The 19740-nt window shown below is 40.2% G+C and carries 19 protein-coding genes; 3 read left to right on the top strand and 16 right to left on the bottom strand.

Annotation, left to right across the window (positions count from 1 at the left end; all coding sequences use genetic code 11):
* Nucleotides 1-164: 164 nt before the first annotated feature.
* The gene (locus ISX45_RS05985) at nucleotides 165-674 is read right to left on the bottom strand and encodes a LysE family translocator (RefSeq protein WP_194520254.1); all 510 of its coding nucleotides are present in this window, start codon (nucleotides 672-674) and stop codon (nucleotides 165-167) included.
* Nucleotides 675-817: 143 nt separating this feature from the next.
* On the opposite strand from ISX45_RS05985, the gene ISX45_RS05980 reads away from it, so the two are divergent.
* Nucleotides 818-1986 (top strand): IS3 family transposase gene (locus tag ISX45_RS05980; protein WP_194520253.1). Its coding sequence is split into 2 segments (ribosomal slippage): nucleotides 818-1085 and nucleotides 1085-1986, totalling 1170 coding nucleotides; the frame shifts between segments, so codons are not numbered across the junction.
* A 272-nt stretch (nucleotides 1987-2258) separates the two neighbouring features.
* Here ISX45_RS05980 and ISX45_RS05975 read toward each other — a convergent pair.
* The 8 genes from ISX45_RS05975 to ISX45_RS05945 all read right to left on the bottom strand — a co-directional run bounded on the left by ISX45_RS05975 (nucleotide 2259) and on the right by ISX45_RS05945 (nucleotide 10882).
* A complete protein-coding gene (locus tag ISX45_RS05975) occupies nucleotides 2259-3839 on the bottom strand; it encodes a SagB family peptide dehydrogenase (RefSeq protein WP_194520252.1) in 1581 nt (526 codons plus the stop codon).
* Nucleotides 3840-4060: 221 nt separating this feature from the next.
* On the bottom strand, nucleotides 4061-5122 hold the full coding sequence (locus ISX45_RS05970; RefSeq protein ID WP_228485637.1) for an IS200/IS605 family accessory protein TnpB-related protein: 1062 nt from the start codon (nucleotides 5120-5122) through the stop codon (nucleotides 4061-4063).
* Nucleotides 5088-5630 carry a transposase gene (locus ISX45_RS19485; RefSeq protein ID WP_228485636.1) on the bottom strand — a complete coding sequence of 181 codons (543 nt, stop codon included), beginning with the start codon at nucleotides 5628-5630 and terminating at the stop codon, nucleotides 5088-5090. The genes ISX45_RS05970 and ISX45_RS19485 overlap by 35 nt, the downstream gene beginning before the upstream one ends.
* Before the next feature lie 220 nt (nucleotides 5631-5850).
* Nucleotides 5851-7794 carry a TOMM precursor leader peptide-binding protein gene (locus ISX45_RS05960; RefSeq protein WP_194520251.1) on the bottom strand — a complete coding sequence of 648 codons (1944 nt, stop codon included), beginning with the start codon at nucleotides 7792-7794 and terminating at the stop codon, nucleotides 5851-5853.
* Nucleotides 7794-9758, bottom strand: coding sequence for a putative thiazole-containing bacteriocin maturation protein (locus ISX45_RS05955; protein WP_194520250.1), 1965 nt, complete (start codon nucleotides 9756-9758; stop codon nucleotides 7794-7796). The genes ISX45_RS05960 and ISX45_RS05955 overlap by 1 nt, the downstream gene beginning before the upstream one ends.
* 73 nt (nucleotides 9759-9831) lie before the next feature.
* Entirely contained in the window at nucleotides 9832-10059 is a 228-nt protein-coding gene (locus ISX45_RS19480; protein ID WP_228485705.1) for a hypothetical protein, read from the bottom strand.
* Complete coding sequence (locus tag ISX45_RS05950; RefSeq protein ID WP_407649751.1) at nucleotides 9965-10225, bottom strand: heterocycloanthracin/sonorensin family bacteriocin; 261 nt, start codon at nucleotides 10223-10225, stop codon at nucleotides 9965-9967. The genes ISX45_RS19480 and ISX45_RS05950 overlap by 95 nt, the downstream gene beginning before the upstream one ends.
* Nucleotides 10226-10426: 201 nt before the next feature.
* Nucleotides 10427-10882, bottom strand: coding sequence for a hypothetical protein (locus tag ISX45_RS05945; RefSeq protein WP_194520248.1), 456 nt, complete (start codon nucleotides 10880-10882; stop codon nucleotides 10427-10429).
* Nucleotides 10883-10887: 5 nt separating this feature from the next.
* Between ISX45_RS05945 and ISX45_RS05940 the strand changes: the two genes are divergently transcribed.
* Nucleotides 10888-11064 carry a hypothetical protein gene (locus ISX45_RS05940; protein ID WP_194520247.1) on the top strand — a complete coding sequence of 59 codons (177 nt, stop codon included), beginning with the start codon at nucleotides 10888-10890 and terminating at the stop codon, nucleotides 11062-11064.
* Nucleotides 11065-11222: 158 nt separating this feature from the next.
* Here ISX45_RS05940 and ISX45_RS19860 read toward each other — a convergent pair whose 3' ends face one another.
* Both ISX45_RS19860 and ISX45_RS05935 read right to left on the bottom strand, forming a co-directional pair.
* On the bottom strand, nucleotides 11223-11357 hold the full coding sequence (locus ISX45_RS19860; protein WP_258561078.1) for a hypothetical protein: 135 nt from the start codon (nucleotides 11355-11357) through the stop codon (nucleotides 11223-11225).
* 204 nt (nucleotides 11358-11561) lie between these two features.
* Nucleotides 11562-11990, bottom strand: a complete 429-nt coding sequence (locus ISX45_RS05935) for a GNAT family N-acetyltransferase (protein WP_194520246.1) — start codon at nucleotides 11988-11990, stop codon at nucleotides 11562-11564.
* 340 nt (nucleotides 11991-12330) lie between these two features.
* Between ISX45_RS05935 and ISX45_RS05930 the strand changes: the two genes are divergently transcribed.
* Entirely contained in the window at nucleotides 12331-12969 is a 639-nt protein-coding gene (locus ISX45_RS05930) for a DUF2238 domain-containing protein (protein WP_407649716.1), read from the top strand.
* Nucleotides 12970-13067: 98 nt separating this feature from the next.
* On the opposite strand, the gene ISX45_RS05925 is transcribed toward ISX45_RS05930, so the two are convergent.
* The 5 genes from ISX45_RS05925 to ISX45_RS05905 form a co-directional block, all read right to left on the bottom strand.
* On the bottom strand, nucleotides 13068-14738 hold the full coding sequence (locus ISX45_RS05925; RefSeq protein WP_407649749.1) for a DUF6044 family protein: 1671 nt from the start codon (nucleotides 14736-14738) through the stop codon (nucleotides 13068-13070).
* A 168-nt stretch (nucleotides 14739-14906) separates the two neighbouring features.
* Nucleotides 14907-15938, bottom strand: a complete 1032-nt coding sequence (locus tag ISX45_RS05920; protein WP_181556623.1) for a C45 family autoproteolytic acyltransferase/hydrolase — start codon at nucleotides 15936-15938, stop codon at nucleotides 14907-14909.
* Nucleotides 15939-15940: 2 nt separating this feature from the next.
* A complete protein-coding gene (locus ISX45_RS05915) occupies nucleotides 15941-16717 on the bottom strand; it encodes a MerR family transcriptional regulator (protein WP_194520243.1) in 777 nt (258 codons plus the stop codon).
* 625 nt (nucleotides 16718-17342) lie between these two features.
* Nucleotides 17343-17882 (bottom strand): GNAT family N-acetyltransferase, encoded by a 540-nt coding sequence (locus ISX45_RS05910; protein WP_194520242.1) that lies wholly within the window; start codon nucleotides 17880-17882, stop codon nucleotides 17343-17345.
* Between the two features lie 751 nt (nucleotides 17883-18633).
* A complete protein-coding gene (locus ISX45_RS05905; RefSeq protein ID WP_194520241.1) occupies nucleotides 18634-19620 on the bottom strand; it encodes a carbon-nitrogen hydrolase family protein in 987 nt (328 codons plus the stop codon).
* Between the last annotated feature and the right edge of the window lie 120 nt (nucleotides 19621-19740).

The raw sequence follows: 19740 nt of genomic DNA, 5'->3' as shown, positions 1-19740 counted from the left end.
GCACTCTAACGAGGATTTTACCACTGTCTTATAACCTTGATTCGAACAATACGAACCAGTATCAAAAATAATGAGGATAAAAGACAAAAAACGGTCTTCCTATTTTCTCGGAGGCCGTTTTTTTATTGAGGGATGAGTAACAACTTATCTTAGTCGCCATCTACCTAAAAATGTTTCAGATCAAGAACAGCGATTCCTGTGACAATTAAATTGATCGCACCGATTCGGTATATCCATTTTTGAAAGTTATTATTTAGAAATTGGGACACTCTGTCGGCAACTATAATATAAATGATACCTGTGAATATAACTAAGCTAAGAAATGTTAAACCTAAAATTAAAATCTGATAATAAAACGGCTCCCTTTTACTTATAAATTGAGGCATGAACGAGACAAAAAAGAAGAAGCTTCTTGGATTTAAAACGGTAACCCAGAAGGCTTGAAGTGTAGGTTGTTTAGAAATAGAGTCCTTATTGGTTTGTATCGGTTTACCTGTTTTAGCCCACATTTGAACACCAAGGTATACAAGATAAGTTGCTCCAACTAATTTTATTACATCATAAAGGGTTGGATAAGTTAGGAATAGAGTTCCTATGCCAGCAAATGAGAAAATCATAGCTATTAAGTTACCTAAAACAATACCAGATATCATAAAAAAAGGCTTACTAAACACAACATGGGTAATAGTACTTCATGGATAATAAAGCCTTAAAGGAGAAAATTTATGAATGAAATTTGATGTTAGTCTAAAAAGTGGACACAGAGAACAGAGAGATTATAATAAACTTAATTACAATCGGTTCGAGGTGTCCAATCATGAAAAAGAGAACATTTGATCAAGAATACAAGATTCAAGCCGTTGAGTTATGCTTGGAGGGGGACAAGTCCATCGCCCAAGTGGCAAAAGAATTAGGATTGGCATACAACACTCTTCACCGTTGGGTCAAAGAATACAAAGAAAGCAATGGCACAAGCTTTGTAGGTTCAGGAAACATCAAGCCACAAAATCAAGAAATCATCGAGCTACGCCGTCGCAATCAAGAGCTGGAAGAGGAATTAGCGATTTTAAAAAAGGCGTTAGGCATCTTCACCAGAAACCAGAAGTAATTTACGCGTTCATTTTTCAACATCGAAATGAATTTCGCGTGGTGAAGATGTGCCAAGTTCTCGGTGTTTCTAAAAGTGGGTATTATGCATGGCTGAAACGCCCAAAAAGCAACCAAAAAGAGAAAAAAGAACAACTGACCCAACAGATTCGGAACGAGTATCTCAAGTCACGCAAGATTTACGGAAGTCCGAAAATTACGCAAGAACTACGCAAACAAGGAATTCGTGTGTCTCAAAAGACAGTCGCTCGTATCATGAGCGAAGAAGGATTGAGATCAATTACAGTGCGTAAATACAAGGCAACGACCAATAGTAATCACCCTTACAACGTGTATGCGAATCTGTTGGAACAGAACTTCCAAGCAACGGCTCCAAATGAAGTATGGATGGCCGATATCACGTACATTCCTACTGATGAAGGATGGTTATATTTAGCGAGCATCATGGATTTATATACACGAAAGATCGTAGGTTGGTATATCGATACACGAATGACCAAAGAGTTAGTCATCAAAGCCTTACAACGAGTGTTAAACAACGAGAAACCAACAGGAAGAGTGATTCACCACTCGGATCGTGGAAGCCAGTATGCGTCGAATGATTATCAACAACTGTTACAAGAGCATCATTTCCAAGTCAGTATGTCGAGACGTGGGAACTGTTACGACAACGCTTGTATGGAGTCGTTTCATAGCTTAATCAAGAAAGAATGCATCTATCCAAATCGATTCCGTACGCGAAAAGAAGCGAAACAAGCCATTTTTGAGTACATCGAATGCTTCTACAACCGAAAAAGGAGTCATTCCGCTCTTGAATATGTATCGCCATGTGAATTTGAGGCTGCTTACTACGCTAACCAGAGAAAAGTAGCTGCCTAAGTTCAGCTATTTCTCTCTGTTTAACGTGTCCATTTTCTTGACATAATACCAGGGACTTCACAACGTTTACTTTGTATTCTTTATAATTAAGAATGTAAGTAGTTGATATTCATCTTTGGTACAAAGCACATGCTACATAACCTAAGAAAACCTTGCTTCCGAAATAGTATATAAAAGCATTTTCGTTTACCAAAAAACTGTCGAGTCATTCCTTAAAACGTTGAATAGGAATATCCTTTCCTATGTTAGTAATAAACTATAAAATGTTTCTTCTAACTACGCAAACTCCCTTTTAACCAGGCGCGAGGACGATAGGATCCGACAGGGATTTGGATTAAGCTTGTTTTCCCTTGCGAATCGATCTTGTAAAGTTTATCGCATAAGTTCACATCAAATCCAAGGAGTGGATGCCCGCCCATCCCCATGGCAGACGCCGCCAAGAGCAGTCGTTGCACGAGCATGCCCGCCTCCATCTGTTGAATGCGATATCCTCTGTATCCTAATTCCGTTTTGAGGTGATCCTTGTCTCCTACCACATGTAGACAGAGCGGCACTTGGAATAGATTGACATTATCCATTGACATTCCGTATTGCAGGACGTGTCGATAATCCCCGAAACGTATCCGTTTTAACGCATGAGTATCACTGTCATAACAGTAAGCCCCATTGGGAACGTCTTCAACGTTATAAAAACAGCCATACAGTGAGACACGAGACTTCGGCTCCTCATGCTCTCCATCTAAATCATTTCGATACGAGAAAGAAAGCGTTGCTTCTTGTAGCAAAGTGGCCAATTGTTGTTGGCTTACCTTTCCCAAAATAAAATCCATATCTGGTGAATGCCGCTTCTGGCAGATTGACGCCAGATCATACGATAATCGCTTCACGCAAGGCAGAACTACCGCTTGCATCCCACAAGTAACATTCTTCTCTCCCTTAATCTGTCGAAATGATCGTGGTGATTCTAGCATGGATGCTTCATTCATTTTTCTCAGCATCGGATAGTCAATGATCCTCCGTGACCGAATATAATAATGATGCTGAACTGCTGGCACTTCTCGGCATAATTCAGCGGCAGAGGCACTTTCTTCTAAGTGATTATCGTTATCAAACCCAGTGGTTGAAGACTCCACAGATAATGGAATAACCGCATATACACTCTCTTCCTGTTCGGATAGTCCAAGCAGATGGTTGATGGCCCTATCAAGAAATTGGAAATACACTGCCGATGCGAAGTCGAACCGTTTCGCCACTTCCAACAGTTGCCCGATTAGCACGCCAGCATCCAGCCCTTGCAGACGATAGGCAAAATTATTGTATTTAAAGAAATTCTTCCAAAACATTGTCGATACAAAAACAACACCGAAACAAGCCGACACGTCACATCGATTGCCCAGGGCCCCAGTTAGATAGGAATCGAAATTGCCTTCCCGCAACAATATCAAGCGATGATGTGCCACATCGTAATGGTACACTCCATCTGGAACATCCTTTATTTTCAAATAGACGTATAATTCGTTTGGATACAGCGCCCCTCCGGAGGGAACAAACCGCCGGTACAAGTGCATTAGGTTTGCCGCCTGTTCGGTGGAATCCAACGCAAAGTCCGCTTGGCAAAATTGGGTAAGGCCGAAAACATACCAGAGAAAATGACCTATTTCTTCTAGGTCGGGCTTTTCAGACGCTTCCCTTCCCTCGAGCGTTAACGGTATCTCTGGAGAAAGCGGAATCACTGGCAAGCTACGGTACAGCTTATACGCAAGCGGCGCATCTTCCCAGTCTACCTCCCAATCTGGCGGTACAACCTTATCGACATCAAAATGAAGATGGTGTAAAAACGTCTCTAGCTTCATCCTCCTGCCTGGTTACTAAAATCTATAAACATCTACAAAACGCGATGGAACCAGGAAACATCACTTGCCGCTCGGATTTTCACCGAGTTCCATCGGGAAGGGAAGTCCCTTGTCATTCACCTATTGTGAAAGACACCCCGTGGCTCGCTGTTAGCGACGGCATCTGTCGCGCACCATTCCTTCCATCGGTCAGTACACGACAACGATTTTAATAACCAAGTCTACACCTCCTTCAGTTGAATTTGGTACTGATTCAGCCAACAGAATTTATGAAACATGTTCCATAATGACCATTCATGTTCCTCTTTGAAGTTCTCTATTTTTTTCAGCATCATACCTAGATATTGTCGTTGTTTTTTTCCGCTTTTTGATTGCTTGTAGGATTCTTCCATCGACCCTAACACGGCAATCAAATGGCGTTTCACTTTCGCTTTTATGGTGTCAATGAGTTCTTTTGGCAACCGTTCACGATATCCTAACCCTCGTCTGCCAATGACAAATGCAGCACTTTCATGAACGGATAACCCATACTTTTTCATATACTTGAAACGTCCGATGACGCTTGTATACGCCGGATTCACCTTTTTGATGCGAACCCCAAGCCGTAAACCCCGACGAAGGATCGTTTCCGTCAGCTTTTTCTTTTTGAAATGGTGTGTCAAGCGATTGAATCGTCTGTCCGTATCATGTTGTTGTCTTAGTTGGATGTTTTCGATGACCACTGCGCCCACGTTTTCTTGAAGCAACCAATTATACATATCGCGAACCGTTTCGTCGATGAGGTTGTTTCGTTTATTCTCTTTCGCATATTCCAGTTCATGACAGTAAAACACTTTTGATTTAAGAAAGTTCCCTTGCTTCGAAACAATACTTACAGCGATTCGGTTGATATTAATGTCAATCCCAGCAATTCGCTCCGTTTGAATCGGTTCATCGCAGGTAAGTTCCCTTCCGTATATCTCTTCTTCATAAATGAGATGGATGTAATATTTCCCGTTCTTGCGTTTGATTTCGAAAGTGTACGGTTGATATTCGATGATGGGCTTACCTTTTGAATTCACGCCCACCTGCTCGCCCATGATGACATCGATAATTTCCTGTTCATATTTTTCAGGAACATAGACCGAAAACCTCAAACAGGGAGCTTGTTTTCCTTCTTGTTGTCCAAGTGGATTCGCGATTTCTACATAACATTCATACGTGTGGTCGTCATACACTAGACGAATATTCAAATTTCCTTTTTTGCTTTTATCGCCTCTGGCATACAACTGATTCGATCGCAAATCTTTCCATTCTTCGTTCGTGATGTTTCCTTTCAGGCGCTTGTAAAAGTTTTGTTTTCCGCCAAAAATCACTTTTGGAATGGTACCGGCATTCAAATGAATCCTGCAGCTCAGCTTCTGTAGCTTTTAGCTTTTCTAACCGTTGGTGCAATCCGTTGAGACAAGTTTTTATATCGACATTCTTCGGTGTTTTTCGTCCATGTTGGTATTCATCCATTTTCTTCGCTGCTTTTTCCATTTTCACCTGCACATCCTCCAGCCGCATTGGAAGTAACTCACGTTGAAAAGAAATCAGCGATTGAGCAAGCAAGACCGCATCTTCAGCATACCGTTTGTTGAGCGGAAATTGGTGCCGAAGGTGTTTGATGATGTCTTGGGCGTTCATTCCCTCCAGCAACCGGTTGAACGCATATCGCTTGGCTGAACAAAAGACACGCATCAACTCGTCTAATGAGTGAAGTTGTGTTTCATCATCGGAAACGATTTTTACCACCCGAACCGTTTTCATCCCCTTGCCGTCCCCCTATGTTTGGATTCTTAAGAACATATATTCGCCAAATATTCTTCATTTCCTTTTTACATGAGGAAAGGGAGTTCTAATTTTCTCAGCATGACCTAGGGGGGAAGGTTCAGAAGATAGTCGAAATCCATAAATTCAGGTAAAAAACAAGAGATATTTAAATGATTTCACACATTTTTGTAGATTCGGAATGAACTGGCTATACCTCCTATGGGAACGGATGGGGATGTGGATTAAGCTGTTCAAGCGTGAGCGGTTGTTTTGTATACCCGAGTTCCATTGGTACCCGGAGCACCCTCTCCAGACCTGTCACGCGGGTAAGGTGATGCCCAAATGTCATTGGTAACATTCCTGGAATCAGTACTTTCACGCAATATAAACCGTTTCGTTTGATTACGGGAGTTGTCTGGTCCACCACAATTACCTCAAGGTTCAATCGTCGGAACTTCTGAAGAATGTCCTGCAGGTCATCGGTCAAGTCTGCGCTCTTCGTTGGCCGCTTGAATTCCTCTTCAAATGTTCGCAACGGACGATGATCATCCAGCAAAAATTGCAGGCGCTCCTCTGCTTCCGGCAAACCGTACAGCATGCCATGGTCCTCCATCTGCTGCACTAAGAACGGATCGTGTAACATTTTCTCATATTTCTTTCGGTTTGCTTCAAATTTCTCGTCAAGCGTGAGCATCATGCCTGCCAACTCGTGAATCGCGCTTTTCACCGCCCGTATAGGGTCCGGATGAGCTCCGGCAGCACAGATGAGATTCATCCCTTCTTGTTTTCGGTTTTTCGCCACTGCCCAGACGCTTGGAATCCCGTGCTCCATCGTCGAGTTGAAAAAATACAAATCATATCCCGCCACCGCACGTACACGGTCAACCATCAACTGTAATTCTTTATCGTTAGCGGAACTAAGGTCAAGACGCGGAAGAGGCAACCGTGCATACCAAGTCATCAAGAATGAATCACGCTCCACCACCTCCAAAATGGCATGGAAAATCGCTTCCTCTAAACTCCCGCCTAATGCACATCCGTTGGAAGTTTCATAGACAAAGCCATCCCCACAGCCCAAACTGTAATATGCAAGCAGTTCTGGGACCAAAATTGGACGCTCTTGTAAAAACGAATAGCCCCATACCCAATTCATTGGACGATTAGGATGAAACGGTTTGAACGGAAAATCAGGTCGCTCATACTGTTCCTTCGCATGCACTCCTACCTTTGCAGGGTTGAGCGCTTTATCTTCCAGATTTAGGTAACTATCATAAATCGTCGTCCGTTTGCCACGAGGTTCGATACCGCAATATCTCTCTAAGCCCTCCAAAATGGCGGTTAACTCGCTAACCTCATATGAATGAGTCCGACCTGCTACTCCCTCGTCCCCTATAAACAATGGCATATTTACAATGACATCCGCGAACGGTGGCACGAAATTATGCATTTTACCATTCAATAATCCAGTTCGGTAATCGAGATAGTCTTTGACCAGAACTTCTTTCAAATCCTCTATCGGACGACAACGGTAACTGTCAGCGCTGATCTTCGGACTTGATTGCAGCGATATTCGGGCTGCTGTCGGTGAATCTTCGGGTAATTGACCGCATACTGGACATAACGGGTCGGGCAGAAAGAAGTGACATGAGTTCTTTAAAGTTTTCAGGTTGATTAGGAACAACCTTTCTTCTAAGTGGGCACGACTTCCTTCTAACACCCTCTGCGTCTCCGTAACAATCAGGTGAGTCATCTGCAAAAGTCCTGTTCGTGATGCCCATGCATCACGCTGTATTCCTCCTTGCACTGCTATCCTCCGTTGCAGTTCCCACATCTCCTTGCGGTCGTACCCCGCTATAAGACGTCGATTGTCAGCACACTGAGAGCATCCTGAGGTATTAGGACGGACTAGCGGACCGATCACGCCCTCACCAAATGAAACGAAGCCCCGAAGCCATGGAATGCCTAACGGTCGTAACACCTCTTCCGCCTTGTAATGAACGGAGGGATACCAGGCATCGTGTAACACTAGAGCAAAATTCGTTTCTTTCGGAACCCCTTCCTCGAAATCAATTTGGCGAATGACCCGATACTGGACGGATAATTTTTCACACATAAAATCCGCCAATATTCCTTCTCCAACAATTAATACGCAAGTATCCATCAGGCTTTCTCCTCTCTTAACAGCACTCCAAACACCCCTGCCAATTCCTCTTTCAAAAAAGGTTCTATCGTTAAATCAAAGACGAAGAGCTGCATTCTGTTTTGTTTCAAGATCTGCATGGCAGACTGCAAGAACTCCAATTGTGTTTTCTCTTCACAATTGAGAATTTCAAGTCTTAATGGTGCCTCTTCATTTAGAAGAACGGACGATTCCTCCAGCGCTTGTGTTCGGAATGAAGCCGCTTGATTTTGTGAATCCATAAGCGCCTGCTCTAGCGCTTTCTGAAACGCCATTGTGATATTCAAGCCTGCGCTGCCATACCAGCGACCGCTCGTGCCGACCCATACCACAGGAAAACCCGACACCTTCTCCCCCAAGCCGATCGTCGGTGGCCCATGCATCGTAGTCAGCGCCTGCAAATAAAATCTGCAGCGTTCATCCTCTACCGCATCCAACCGTACCCGAAAAATAGATTCCCTTTGATTAACCTGTCGTTTGTTCAGCTCTTCGTTTAAACACCTTTGCAATCCCCGACAAATGCCTTCCGCAATCGTTTCCCCTGCTCCGACACCGATAAATTCCTGTGATGTTATCACATCAACATCCTCTTCGTGGTTTAAGGATGCCGTAACAAGTAAATCTATCATTGGCGATACATACGATTCAATTCCAGTCAATCCCGCTTCCCGCCGTGCCTCTTCATGTGTCAGACCTGCACAAATAACTTCTGGAAGCAGCTCAGCCGGTCCCTCCGATAATGGGTTAACAGCTTGAACGCAGCACTGCGCCAACGGAAGCTGCTTCAAGTCCCTTTCCTCCCATATATGGAAAATTCCAGATTCCACGGATGTCAATTGACTAAAATAATGAAACAATCTACTCGGATCATCGCAGCTCGAATTCTGTTTAAGCCTCAAATCAAGGTCTTGAACCAATTCAGCCGCCACACATTCAGTCGTCACCAGCGGATGTTTGATGAACGAATGCCAGTTGCCTTCCAACGTTTCCAGATCGAGAAGAAAAAACTGATTTCTCTGTTCTGATTTTGTCACTCCTGTCACTTTTTTGAATAATTCAAACACAATCACATTCGCCAACATCGCTCCCGATGTTGAAGAAAAAGTTTGCAATGGCCGGTCTTTGCGAAGCGCGGATCGGTGTATACGACGCCATGCGGACTCCCAACATCCCTCAGAGTCCGGATGCACTAATGGCCCCGCTAAACCCACCTGTTGCAGAGATATGGCGGGGAGAAACCCCTTCTTTTCCTCCCTGCAAATCGCATGAAGAGCCCGTAGTTCCTCTACATTGCCTTCCTGTGAGACATATAAAATCCACTCAAATGGCTGCACAACTTCTCGCCAAGAACTCCCGTCAGCTCCCCCTTGTAAGTCTATCTCCTCTATTGCCACTTCGGAGTCCATTTTGCGGGCATTGTCCACCAGTTCCTTCAACCGCAGTCGATTAGTAGGCATCGAGTCTGTAACAAGAACATGGAACTTAGGCAATCCTGATTCGATCAACGCAGAAACCAATGAGATAAAAAAGGGGCCAGAGCCGATTGCCAATACTTTAGATTGACGATATACTTGAAAACGGAACGCACCGGAATCAACGAAATTTTCTATAAATTCAATTTGTGAAGCATACTTTTTAAGAATCCTGCTATCCAATTGATGCGGTTGATCTTGGCTCACATCTCGAACAAAGCCGTTCTGGTACAGAATTTTTGCGATTTCATACACCCTGTTCCGATATGAGACCGGTAATCCATCTGTCAATTCTCCCAATGTGTGCTCTCCGTTGAACATTGGCATCAGTTTTTCAATCCACTGATAGATTGTACTGCCTTTCATACGAAATGAGCTGGAGTTATTCCTAAAATACACACCACCGTTTGGATCAGGGATAAAAAACGTGTCTCTTTTCACTTTCAGACGCGAGGAAGCGTTCAGATTTGCCATTCTACTCCTCCTTATCCGTGAGTTGTTCCTAAATGCGTAGTATCATTTTATGTACTTCTATTTGTCCCTTATGTTAATTTCGTAAAGAGGGACCCCTGCAGCAGATTATGCAGGGGCAGTCCTTTCTTCTTAGGTAATCACCTTTTTGTGCTAGGGAACTAGAGATTTCCTCCAAAACCACTATCCCAGCAATTGAAGCAGATAAATCAATGTCCACCACAACGTCCACCACAACGTCCACCACAACGTCCAAAACAATGTCCAAAACATTGTCCAAAACATTGTCCAAAACATTGTCCAAAACACTGTCCAAAACACTGTCCAAAACAATTTCCTCCACAACGATGACCACCAAATCCACCGCAACGTCCTCCACAACGTCCACCGCATTGACGAGCATCATCAATCAAATAGGTCTGGGTTTGAGGATCCCAAACCATCACCTCATCCGCCACGAAATCATCCATACCTAACATTTGAAGTTCATTTTGGAAATTATACATTTTACACCATCCTATTGTTATAAATTTGTTGTTTCCAGCGACGTAACTAGAAACGGAAAGGAGGAGTAGAACGAAGGTAATCAGCAAGATATCTGTGGAGCAGATAAATCCACCAACTACTTCGAGTCCTCTCCTCAACAAACTATGAACTCTGTTAGGCTGTTGTTACTGATTGAGGTGCCTATTTTCATTGAGACTTCGTAAAACCGTATGAACCTCTCCTCCCCTCATTCCATGAAGAGGTGAGAGTTTCTTATCACTTCGCTTCTGCGTAGAAGAAGGTGGTCTCCTTCCATCGATGACTGTATCGAAAACCTTCTCGATGAATTCTGTAAGCAACAGTGGCATCATACCGATGGAGAGTTTCACCCCTTCTACCACTTTTTGCTTACGCAATCCGTAGCAACATTCGATTTCTTTGATCGTTCCCTTTGGCAGATGAGACGCATACACGACGATCGGCTTTTCTTGTTTTCCATGATAAATGCCCATGGAGAGTTCGATTTTTTCGTTTTCATATACTTTGAATCCGTCTTTCGCCCATTTTGTGTTGAAGTACTTCTTTTTCTTGTAAGGATAACAAGCAGGCTGTCCGTCCTTGTTGAATGGCTCGGTGATCAAGTTTCTTGTGCGGAGATATTGGTAGCGGACCACTGGAATCGATTGGCTGTGAAGATGGAACTTTCTTTTTGCTTGTCTTTAGTGATCCAGCGGCCGTATTTGAGGAGATGTTCCTTCGTCAATCGAAGACATCCGTTCCAAACACGGGCAGACTTTCGATTACAAGTGTACAATCGATCTAAATCGGCTTTGGATGATCGAAACTATCTTTTTTATTTACATTGATTATTTAGAACATAGTTTAGTTAAAAAAATAGCCGTTCGAAAACCAAATGTTAATTTTTGCTTGCATTTCGTCAGCTATTTGAAACAGTACAAGCAACATCTTTGTTAATCACCTTTACTCGATGTTTCCTACATAAGCATCTTTTAAGATTTTCACAATTGCTTCAGGTGGTTCTGTACCAATTGAGCAACCAGCTACCATTAACAACATCATTGTGGTTAAAGAAAATAAAAACTTTTTAATTCTCATTGATTCCCTCCCTATCTCATAAAGTCGTAGACCATTTAGAAAGCTCCATTAAAACTCTTATTAAATTATCCTGCTCCTTTATATGAATAAAAAAACGATGCCTTATTAAGCATCGTATTTGTTAGCCACCTATGCATCGCTTTGCGGCACCATAGATTAAGGAGGGGATTCTTTTCATAGGGGCTGTAAAACAGAAAATGTCTATTAAAGACTTTTTACAAACCCTTTACTTTTCTCCTGATACCCCATTCGAAGATAAAATTGATGTGCCTTTTTTCGTTCATCACGATTTCCACTATTTAAGCCAATTGAAATCGCCCTTTGTTTTCTTGCCCATCTCTCTGCTTCTTCTATTAGCCTTTTCCCAATCCCCCTATTTCGATAATTTGAATCCACAACTAAAGCGACAATTCTAACGTAAAGTCCATTTTTTTCATAAAAGTAACCAGAACATAATCCAATCATACCAACGACATCTTCATTATATTCGGCCACCAAAGTACAATAGCTTGAACTCGATTCAATTTTCTTAAATCTGATACTCATTTCTTCAATAGAAGTTGGGTAACCTAACTCTCCCATCAAATAAGCCAATTTGGGGATATCCCTTGCATATGCTTTTCTAATTTTCATAAAACATTTCCCCCACTTGATATTCTTTATATCGAGTACAATTCCTTGTTCGATTAAAATGCTCGTTATTAAAAAATTAACAACACTCTTTAACAAAACCTAACTTTCATTAAAATATCCAGCGACCTATTCTTATGCAATGTCTGGGACAATTGGTCCTAAACACCGTGCTATGTGGAATACAGTTACTTATCGTATGAACCCAATTACGATATTCTATGTTTAAAGTGGGAATTCCTTGTAATTAAAGTCGTTCGTTCTTCGCGTAACGAGGGAGATTATTCACTGTATGAAAATGATCTGTTGTGAAATACTGTAAGTAAAGCATCTCCCTGAAGGAGTGAATAAAGTGAGAACAGATGGAAATATAAGAATTCATCTATTTTTACTATTGGTTGTTATTGCCGTTTTTATTTGGTCAGCGATCAAACCAGCAAGTTATCTGACATGGCTGTTGGAGGTTAGTCCTGCCGTTGTCGGTTTGATCATCGTCATTGCAGCATATAATAAATTCCGTTTTACTACTCTCTCTTATGTCATTATTGCTATTCTAGCCATTATTATGTTCGTCGGCGGTCATTATATCTATTCCAAAGTTCCACTTTTTAACTGGATCAAGGACGCTTTTGACTTAAAGCGAAATCATTACGACCGATTTGGGCATTTACTTAAAGGCTTATTCGTGATTGTGCTGAGAGAAATCTTATTACGAAAAACTCCATTAACGAAAGGACCTTGGTTATTTGCCATTGTTGTAAGTATGTCGCTGGCCATCGCTGCGTTGTACGAGATTATCGAATGGTTAGTTTCTAAAATATCAAAGGGAGGAGAAGCGTCTAAAGACTTTTTAGGAATCCAAGGGGATATTTGGGATACACAATGGGATATGTTATGTTGCTTGATCGGTTCGGTTATTGCATTATTCGTCTTCTCTAAACTACATGACAGACTGTTAAAAAAAGAAATCATAAAAGAATAAAAAAGAAGACGCTCCCCTTACTTCATCGTTTCGGTTGAAATAAGGGGATTCGTCTGGATAAATGAAACTCATGCAAAAACGAAGAAGTTCTTCTAAGCCTACATTGCTTTGTACAAATAAATTTTCCAAGCGGACTCTTTTGATTCAAAAACTTTCTCAAGAAACAAATTGTTTTCTACCGCATTTTCGATGGGGACAGCAGAAAAAATATAACGGCCCCCCATTTTTTTAAATTGCTCCGTATTTAACTGCAGGTGTTTTAATCGTTTTTTCGAGTTTTTCGTGAACATATAGTGTTTTCCCAATTCAGCAGTAAAAGTATAGCAGCGTCCGCCCCACTCATCAAAATACGTACGAATCAATTTATTCTTCGCCAATTCTTTCTCAATGATTTTCCGAAATTCGTGTTTATAAGAAAGTGGATAAAAATTGTTATATGTATCTAGAGTGTAGAAACCGTTATATTGCGCAATAGCAGGATGTATGCCAATACTTACGACACGATAATTTTCTACGGGCAATCCTATGTATTTTTTTATCTCCTGAAATTGTTTTTCTGCAAAAAATTCCTTTACTGAAGGTTCGTTTTGGAAAATAATTTCCTCATTGATAAGACTTAATAAAACAACCTGAGCTACAACAAAACCTTTTACAGCCTTCCTCCATTTTCCTCCTTGAGACCATAAAATCTTTAATCCCAGAGCAAATAAAACATAAATAACTAACGGTCGCAAAAAATGATAGCGGGCAAAATTAAAGGTATCCAAAAAATGAAAGCGTTCCGTTAACGGAAGCCACCCTTCATAAAACCAAAAAGCATACCAGAATGATAACGCAAGGTTTAACCAAAACAAAAAGACAAATCCCTTTTCTTGCCTCCAGAGCTTTTTGGAGATGACAAAGTACAGAGCGATTAGCGTGACAGGCAAAATGATAAACGTGTGAACTGTCATGACATGGTGATGCCCCAAGAGAAAATTTTTCAATGTAAGAAGCAGGCACCGCCATAACGGCAATCTGGCGTGAAAATACTCGTCCCTGCTGGTAGGTTCATCATTCAATAAAAAAGAATATACTAATCGGTACTCGACTATTAAATAAATGAACATCATATATCCGATCGAAAAAAGAAATCTGAAGTTCCATCCCTTTCCTTTGACAATATCCACAAGCCAAAGAATTGCCATACCGGTTAAAAAGAAAAAGAAACCTAAAACAATGCTTGAATACAGAGGAAGAAGAGTTAATACTAAATAGTTCTTCCAAGACCTTTCCCCTTTTCGGATATTTAAAAACGCCCAGAGCGCAAGCGGCATTCCTAGAGTGCTGAGCATCCCAGGCGGCCAAAAAAGAGTAAGAGAGAAAGCCAATGCAGCTCCTACACGAATGATCATCCATTCTCGATTGGGCAAAAAGTGCTTTTTTAATAGGAGGTACATGCCTATAAAAGCAAAAACTCTTGTAATCGCTTGGCTCAAAGCATAGGCGATCATCGTTGGAAAAAAGGCATACAGCCACACAATTCCGCTGAATTCAGAGCCAAGTGCATTTCTTGACAGTTGGCCATTAATCACCTGGGGAATAGTAGCATTAACTGAACCTGTCATCTCTCCGCTTCTTGCCAGGACTCTATACCAGGCCACATTGGAATCGAGATTATCATGAACGCGAATATGAGCATTTTCTCCTAAAATAAACAAAGGAGATAAATAAAGAATTAGTACAATAACAGCGAAAGCTATTAACTTTTGTTCCTTTTTGTTTCGGATTGAAGCCACTCTCTTTCCACCCCAAGGAAATTCTTTTAAAGACGTTATAAGCAACCATGCTGAGCAAAAATAGGAAAAGCTCTAAAAAATCTCATTTATAAGGTCTGCAATATGGAGGAAATTATTCCATTGGATATGAAAAGCCTTAGGGCGGCGATTATCTCATATTTACTCTCCTTGCACAATTGTTCCACTTATCATTTTAGGAAGGGTCAGTGAGCCCTGTAACCATTCTTTAAAAGAAAAGATGAACGGATCACTATTTCTTCCTACACCAATAATGACGTTCAAATCTGTTGGTGAATATAAAACCGTGTGCAAGGTGCCAAAATAATTTTTGTAATCATCGAAAAATAAAGGTGATTTTTCACTATTAAAGTGATGAAAAGCAGACAGAGGATCTAGCTTCTCCTTTAATAATGCCTGAAGATATTGTTTACGTTTAATAGAACCTTGTATCTCTACTCTATTTTTCTGTTTCAATTCTTCTGTTTCAAAATGATTGGTACATATAAGCGGATGGGTATATTTTATCATTTGTTGTTGTGGGGATGCCTCGACAATGACGCTATTTCCATTAACATCTGTAATGGAATAATTATAGCAAAATCCATGTGGAACTTTAGTAATGAGTTCTATCGCTTCTTCCGTGTTAGCACATTGATCAAGGATCATTCTAACAATCGTTGTAGCTATAAATCCTTCTTGACTGTGCATAGAATTAACAAAATGCAATCCTATTACAAGCCCTTTTTCGTTCATTCCATCCAGTCTACCTATAATTTGCTGACTAAAACCTACACTCGCATAGCCATCTACAGGCTGCATAAATACAAGTCTTGCATCATATAATGTTGGACTAAAATCATAATTGCGTACATAATATGAGTCTTGTACCAATGTAGTACATCCCATTTCTGGGAACGATACATCGTAACCACTATACTGTTCTATTGCTGCATTTAGTGACATATTTAAACCTTTTGCTAATCCTCTTAATTCTTTTAACAAATTAGGTGAGAACTTCTCTAATAATTTCTTCACTTTAAGAAATTGGGATTTTCCGTTACTAACACGATCTTGATCATTTACATGTGTAAATATTTTAGATTTTAATTGACGTCCTTGCTCAAGACCTATTTGATCATAACTGCCTTTCAAATCAATTACTTTTATGATTAACTCCTCTCCTCTATCCACTTTTATCCCCTCCCTTTCATCCTTGGGATGTGAGCAACGGGCATTAATAAATCCAAATCCTTAAAATCCTCTCTTCTATACCATTCAATAATCGGGCCTGCGGGAATCAACTCATGTTCAATTGCATAATTCATTAATTGCGCATATCCTTTTTTTATTTCTGTTATAGGAGAAGTGTACGATAACGCTATACATAGACATGGAGACATTATTTCAATAGAGTCTATTTCAGATACCCCCTCTATTTCTACATCGTCAGATACACCAAATCCAATTTGGGCTTTAATTGATTCCCTGCCAGATAAATATCTTAAGTAACCATTATTAATGGGAATGTTCAAGCGCTCCAATTCTCTTTTTCTTTGTCTAAAATGATTCCCAAATTTACCGGGATTCGCTTCGGCAGCAAACCATACAATTTTCTCAGCGTTTTTTTCTAACAGGTAAACCTGGCCACTTTCTTGGTAACTTTCTAAAAAACGTAAACTTACACTTAAAAGATGATGTTTTTGCCTTAAAGTTTTCATCCAATTTTTTATCATTTGTTGACGGACTACTTCGTTTTCTTTTAAATATATCTGAATCTCCTTTATTGGTACACCGGCCAAACGTAAACTTGAAATCAATCTTACGGTTGCTATCTGATCTTCCGAATAAAGCCGGTAACCATTTTTGCTTCTTATTGGATGCAGTAAATTCTCTGACTCATAATACCTCAAAGCGCTTTTGGAAATGCCGGTCCTTTTAGAAAAAGTTTGTATCGTCATTAACTCACTCATCTCATTCACATCCCTTATAATCAAAGTTACACCTTAAAGTAACTTTAAGGTCAAGAATGAATTTCAAAATAAAACTAATCTGGCTGTTAATCGAATAACGAAAAACAATATCGTTATTGAAGTATGGCATTTGTTAGTTTAACAAGAGAATCATTAGTATTCATAAACTTATTTCGTAAGGACAGTAAAATGAAAGATGTTTTTTAAATTCTTGTTGGATTTCAGGATTATTTAATCATTTTTTATATTTCTCTCAAAAAAATTAGATACCATCAAGAATTTTGTTCATGTAAGATTAGATAAGCTATCTCTGAAATGGATTTAGAATAGAGTGAGGGGCTGTTTGGAAAAGGGGGGAATCTCTTTATTTTGTTGATTTACAATATATACCGTTTTTCAAACATTCGCTGGAAGGCTTCATGAAATACTCCCTTTTTTCGATACGCTTGCCTGTATAATATTTCTAAACTCCAGCTATTTCATTATACTTTTAATCGAACAAAAACAAGACTGATCCTAAGCAAAGTGTCAGCCTCCACAACCATCATATATAGGACATAGCACTGGATAAAGAACATTGTTCATCCCAGTCGTTATCATGATTTCTATTTGTTGCTCAACCGTTTCATTTCCATTCCGTTCTTAACAGAGAAAAAATGAAAGCATCATGAGAGCGATTTTTTTGATAAATATAACCTCGCAATAGTCCTTCTTCTTTAAACCCTAATTTCTTTAATAAAGAAGATGAAGCAATGTTTTCGGGATATGTTACAGCTCCGATTCGATATAAGCCTAATTCTTCAAAAGAATAGCGCAATACTTCTTTAACAGCTTCAGAAGTAAAACCTTGTCTCCAATAATCTGGATGTATTTCATAGCCAATTTCCGCCCGTTTATTGGGAAGGCTCAAATTATTTAATCCTACTGTTCCAATAAATTCCTGATTTTCTTTTAGAATGATCCCCCAACGAGTGCCACGGTTACTTAAGAAATTGTTTTTAAAAGAATCAATCATTTTCGCTGCTTCTTCTATACTCTTAAGATTTTCCATACCATAGTATCTTGTTACTTCATCCAATGACATAATCTCGTAATATTTTTGACTATGTTGTTGACCGATTTCTACTAGATGTAGCCGTTCTGTTTCAAGTGTTGGAAATAACATAATTTCCCCCCATAAAATTTATTAAGTAAACCTTCTCTCTTTATAAAAAAGTTCTTTTTAATCAGTATAGCAAGACCGTTCCTCTTATTGTGCTAAACCGCCCATCTTGTTATAAAGTCATCCAGATTTTTCTTATATCAAGTTAAAGATCAAAGAAGAAACTTTCATTAAGTAATTTAATATGCCAATAAACAGAGCTGCTGAATTCTCTTTCAGCAGCTTTCCCCATTATGTTATATAAACTGCCGATGCACCTTTTTTCCATCATATGTGAACACCACTGGTCTGTTCTCTGCCACCGTTTCCATATATAAAGAACAAAATCATCTTATTTTCTCCTTTAGCAAAGTAATCCAAAAATTATCATTTGTTAATCATTATAAATAATCACAACTGCCTCTTTGCTGAACGGAAACTCCTTCAAATTTCTTTGGTACTACCACAAAACCGAACCATTAAGCTTGTCTATTAAGTACCAACTAATCTACTCTTTGATCAATGGAAATTTACAGTCATAAGAGTAACCAGGTGACTTTCGGCAAAATGAAAAACAAGAGGTTCCCAACGAAACAAACCGAATTGAATTGTACTGCGCTCATTTAAATCAATCCTTGCAATATAATTAAATTGATAATCCTGCTCAACCGGAAATATCGATTCCTTAGTTGTAAAGAAAATTATTTGTTTAAACAATTCATTGCCTCGTTTAAAACAATAATGGATGCCTCGAAAGTTTTTTAGTAATGAAAAGTCAAGCATCCTCATTTCGTATTAAAGTCGTTGATTTTACCCATTTCACGCTATCCTTCTTCTCCTCATTCACGAACAGTTGGAACACATCAGGTCTTGAGTAATGGCCGACCACATCAAAGTCAAATTGACTATAGGCGATATCACGCAAATCCAGATCGGCTATAAGGATGTCCTCCTTACCATAGATAGGTCCCTTAATATACTCTCCCAGTGGACCCACAATGGCACTTCCTCCAGGGCACATCTCGTCCGGTGCAGACGCTAATTCTTCATAGCATGCTAAATCAGTGGGATACATATCCTTTGTAACATACTGATTGCAGGATAACACGAAGCATCTTCCTTCCGCTGCAATATGGCGAATCGTAGACTGCCAGAGTTCTCTAGAATCTGCCGTCGGAGCGATATAAATTTGAACCCCTTTGGCATACATCGCTACTCTAGCTAATGGCATGTAGTTTTCCCAACAAATCAACGCCCCGATTCTTCCATATGGCGTATCGAAAACAGGCAGCGTGCTTCCGTCCCCCTCGCCCCAAATGAGCCGTTCAGAGGCTGTAGGTTTTAGCTTCCTATGTTTCCCAAGCAAAGTGCCATCTGGTCCAAAAAATAAAACAGTACAGTAAAGGGTGCCTCTGCTAAACTCATTGTCTCTTTCAATTACACCGATCACGAGATAGACTCCGGCCTTACGGGCTGCTTCTCCTAACATTTCTGTTGTTTCACTTGGTACGGTTACAGAATTTTCCCAGTAGCGAAGCCAGTCTTTTCGTCCTTCTGGTGAACGACTGCCGACCGTCGTTCCAAAAGTAAGCCCTCTCGGATAAGCTGGGATAAAAGCTTCTGGAAATACGACGATATTCGCCCCTTTTTCTGCCGCGTGTAGAGTTAATGAAATCGCCTTTTCCGTACTTGCTTTTCGATCCATAATCACTGAAGCAGCTTGTACAACCGCTACACGCACATTCGATTGTTTGTTCGTCATTTGAAACTCTCCTCTTTAAGTGTGTTTTTTTCTAATATTTCTTCATCGAGGAAAGTAATCCTGCAACCGCTTTGCAAACATTGTCTTTCTCAAAATCAATAAGTTAATTATTTAAGTTAA

Source organism: Thermaerobacillus caldiproteolyticus, assembly GCF_015326725.1.
In the GTDB taxonomy this organism is placed as follows: domain Bacteria; phylum Bacillota; class Bacilli; order Bacillales; family Anoxybacillaceae; genus Thermaerobacillus; species Thermaerobacillus caldiproteolyticus.
Note: the sequence above shows the minus strand (reverse complement) of the source record. Positions and strands in the feature narration are given on the sequence as shown.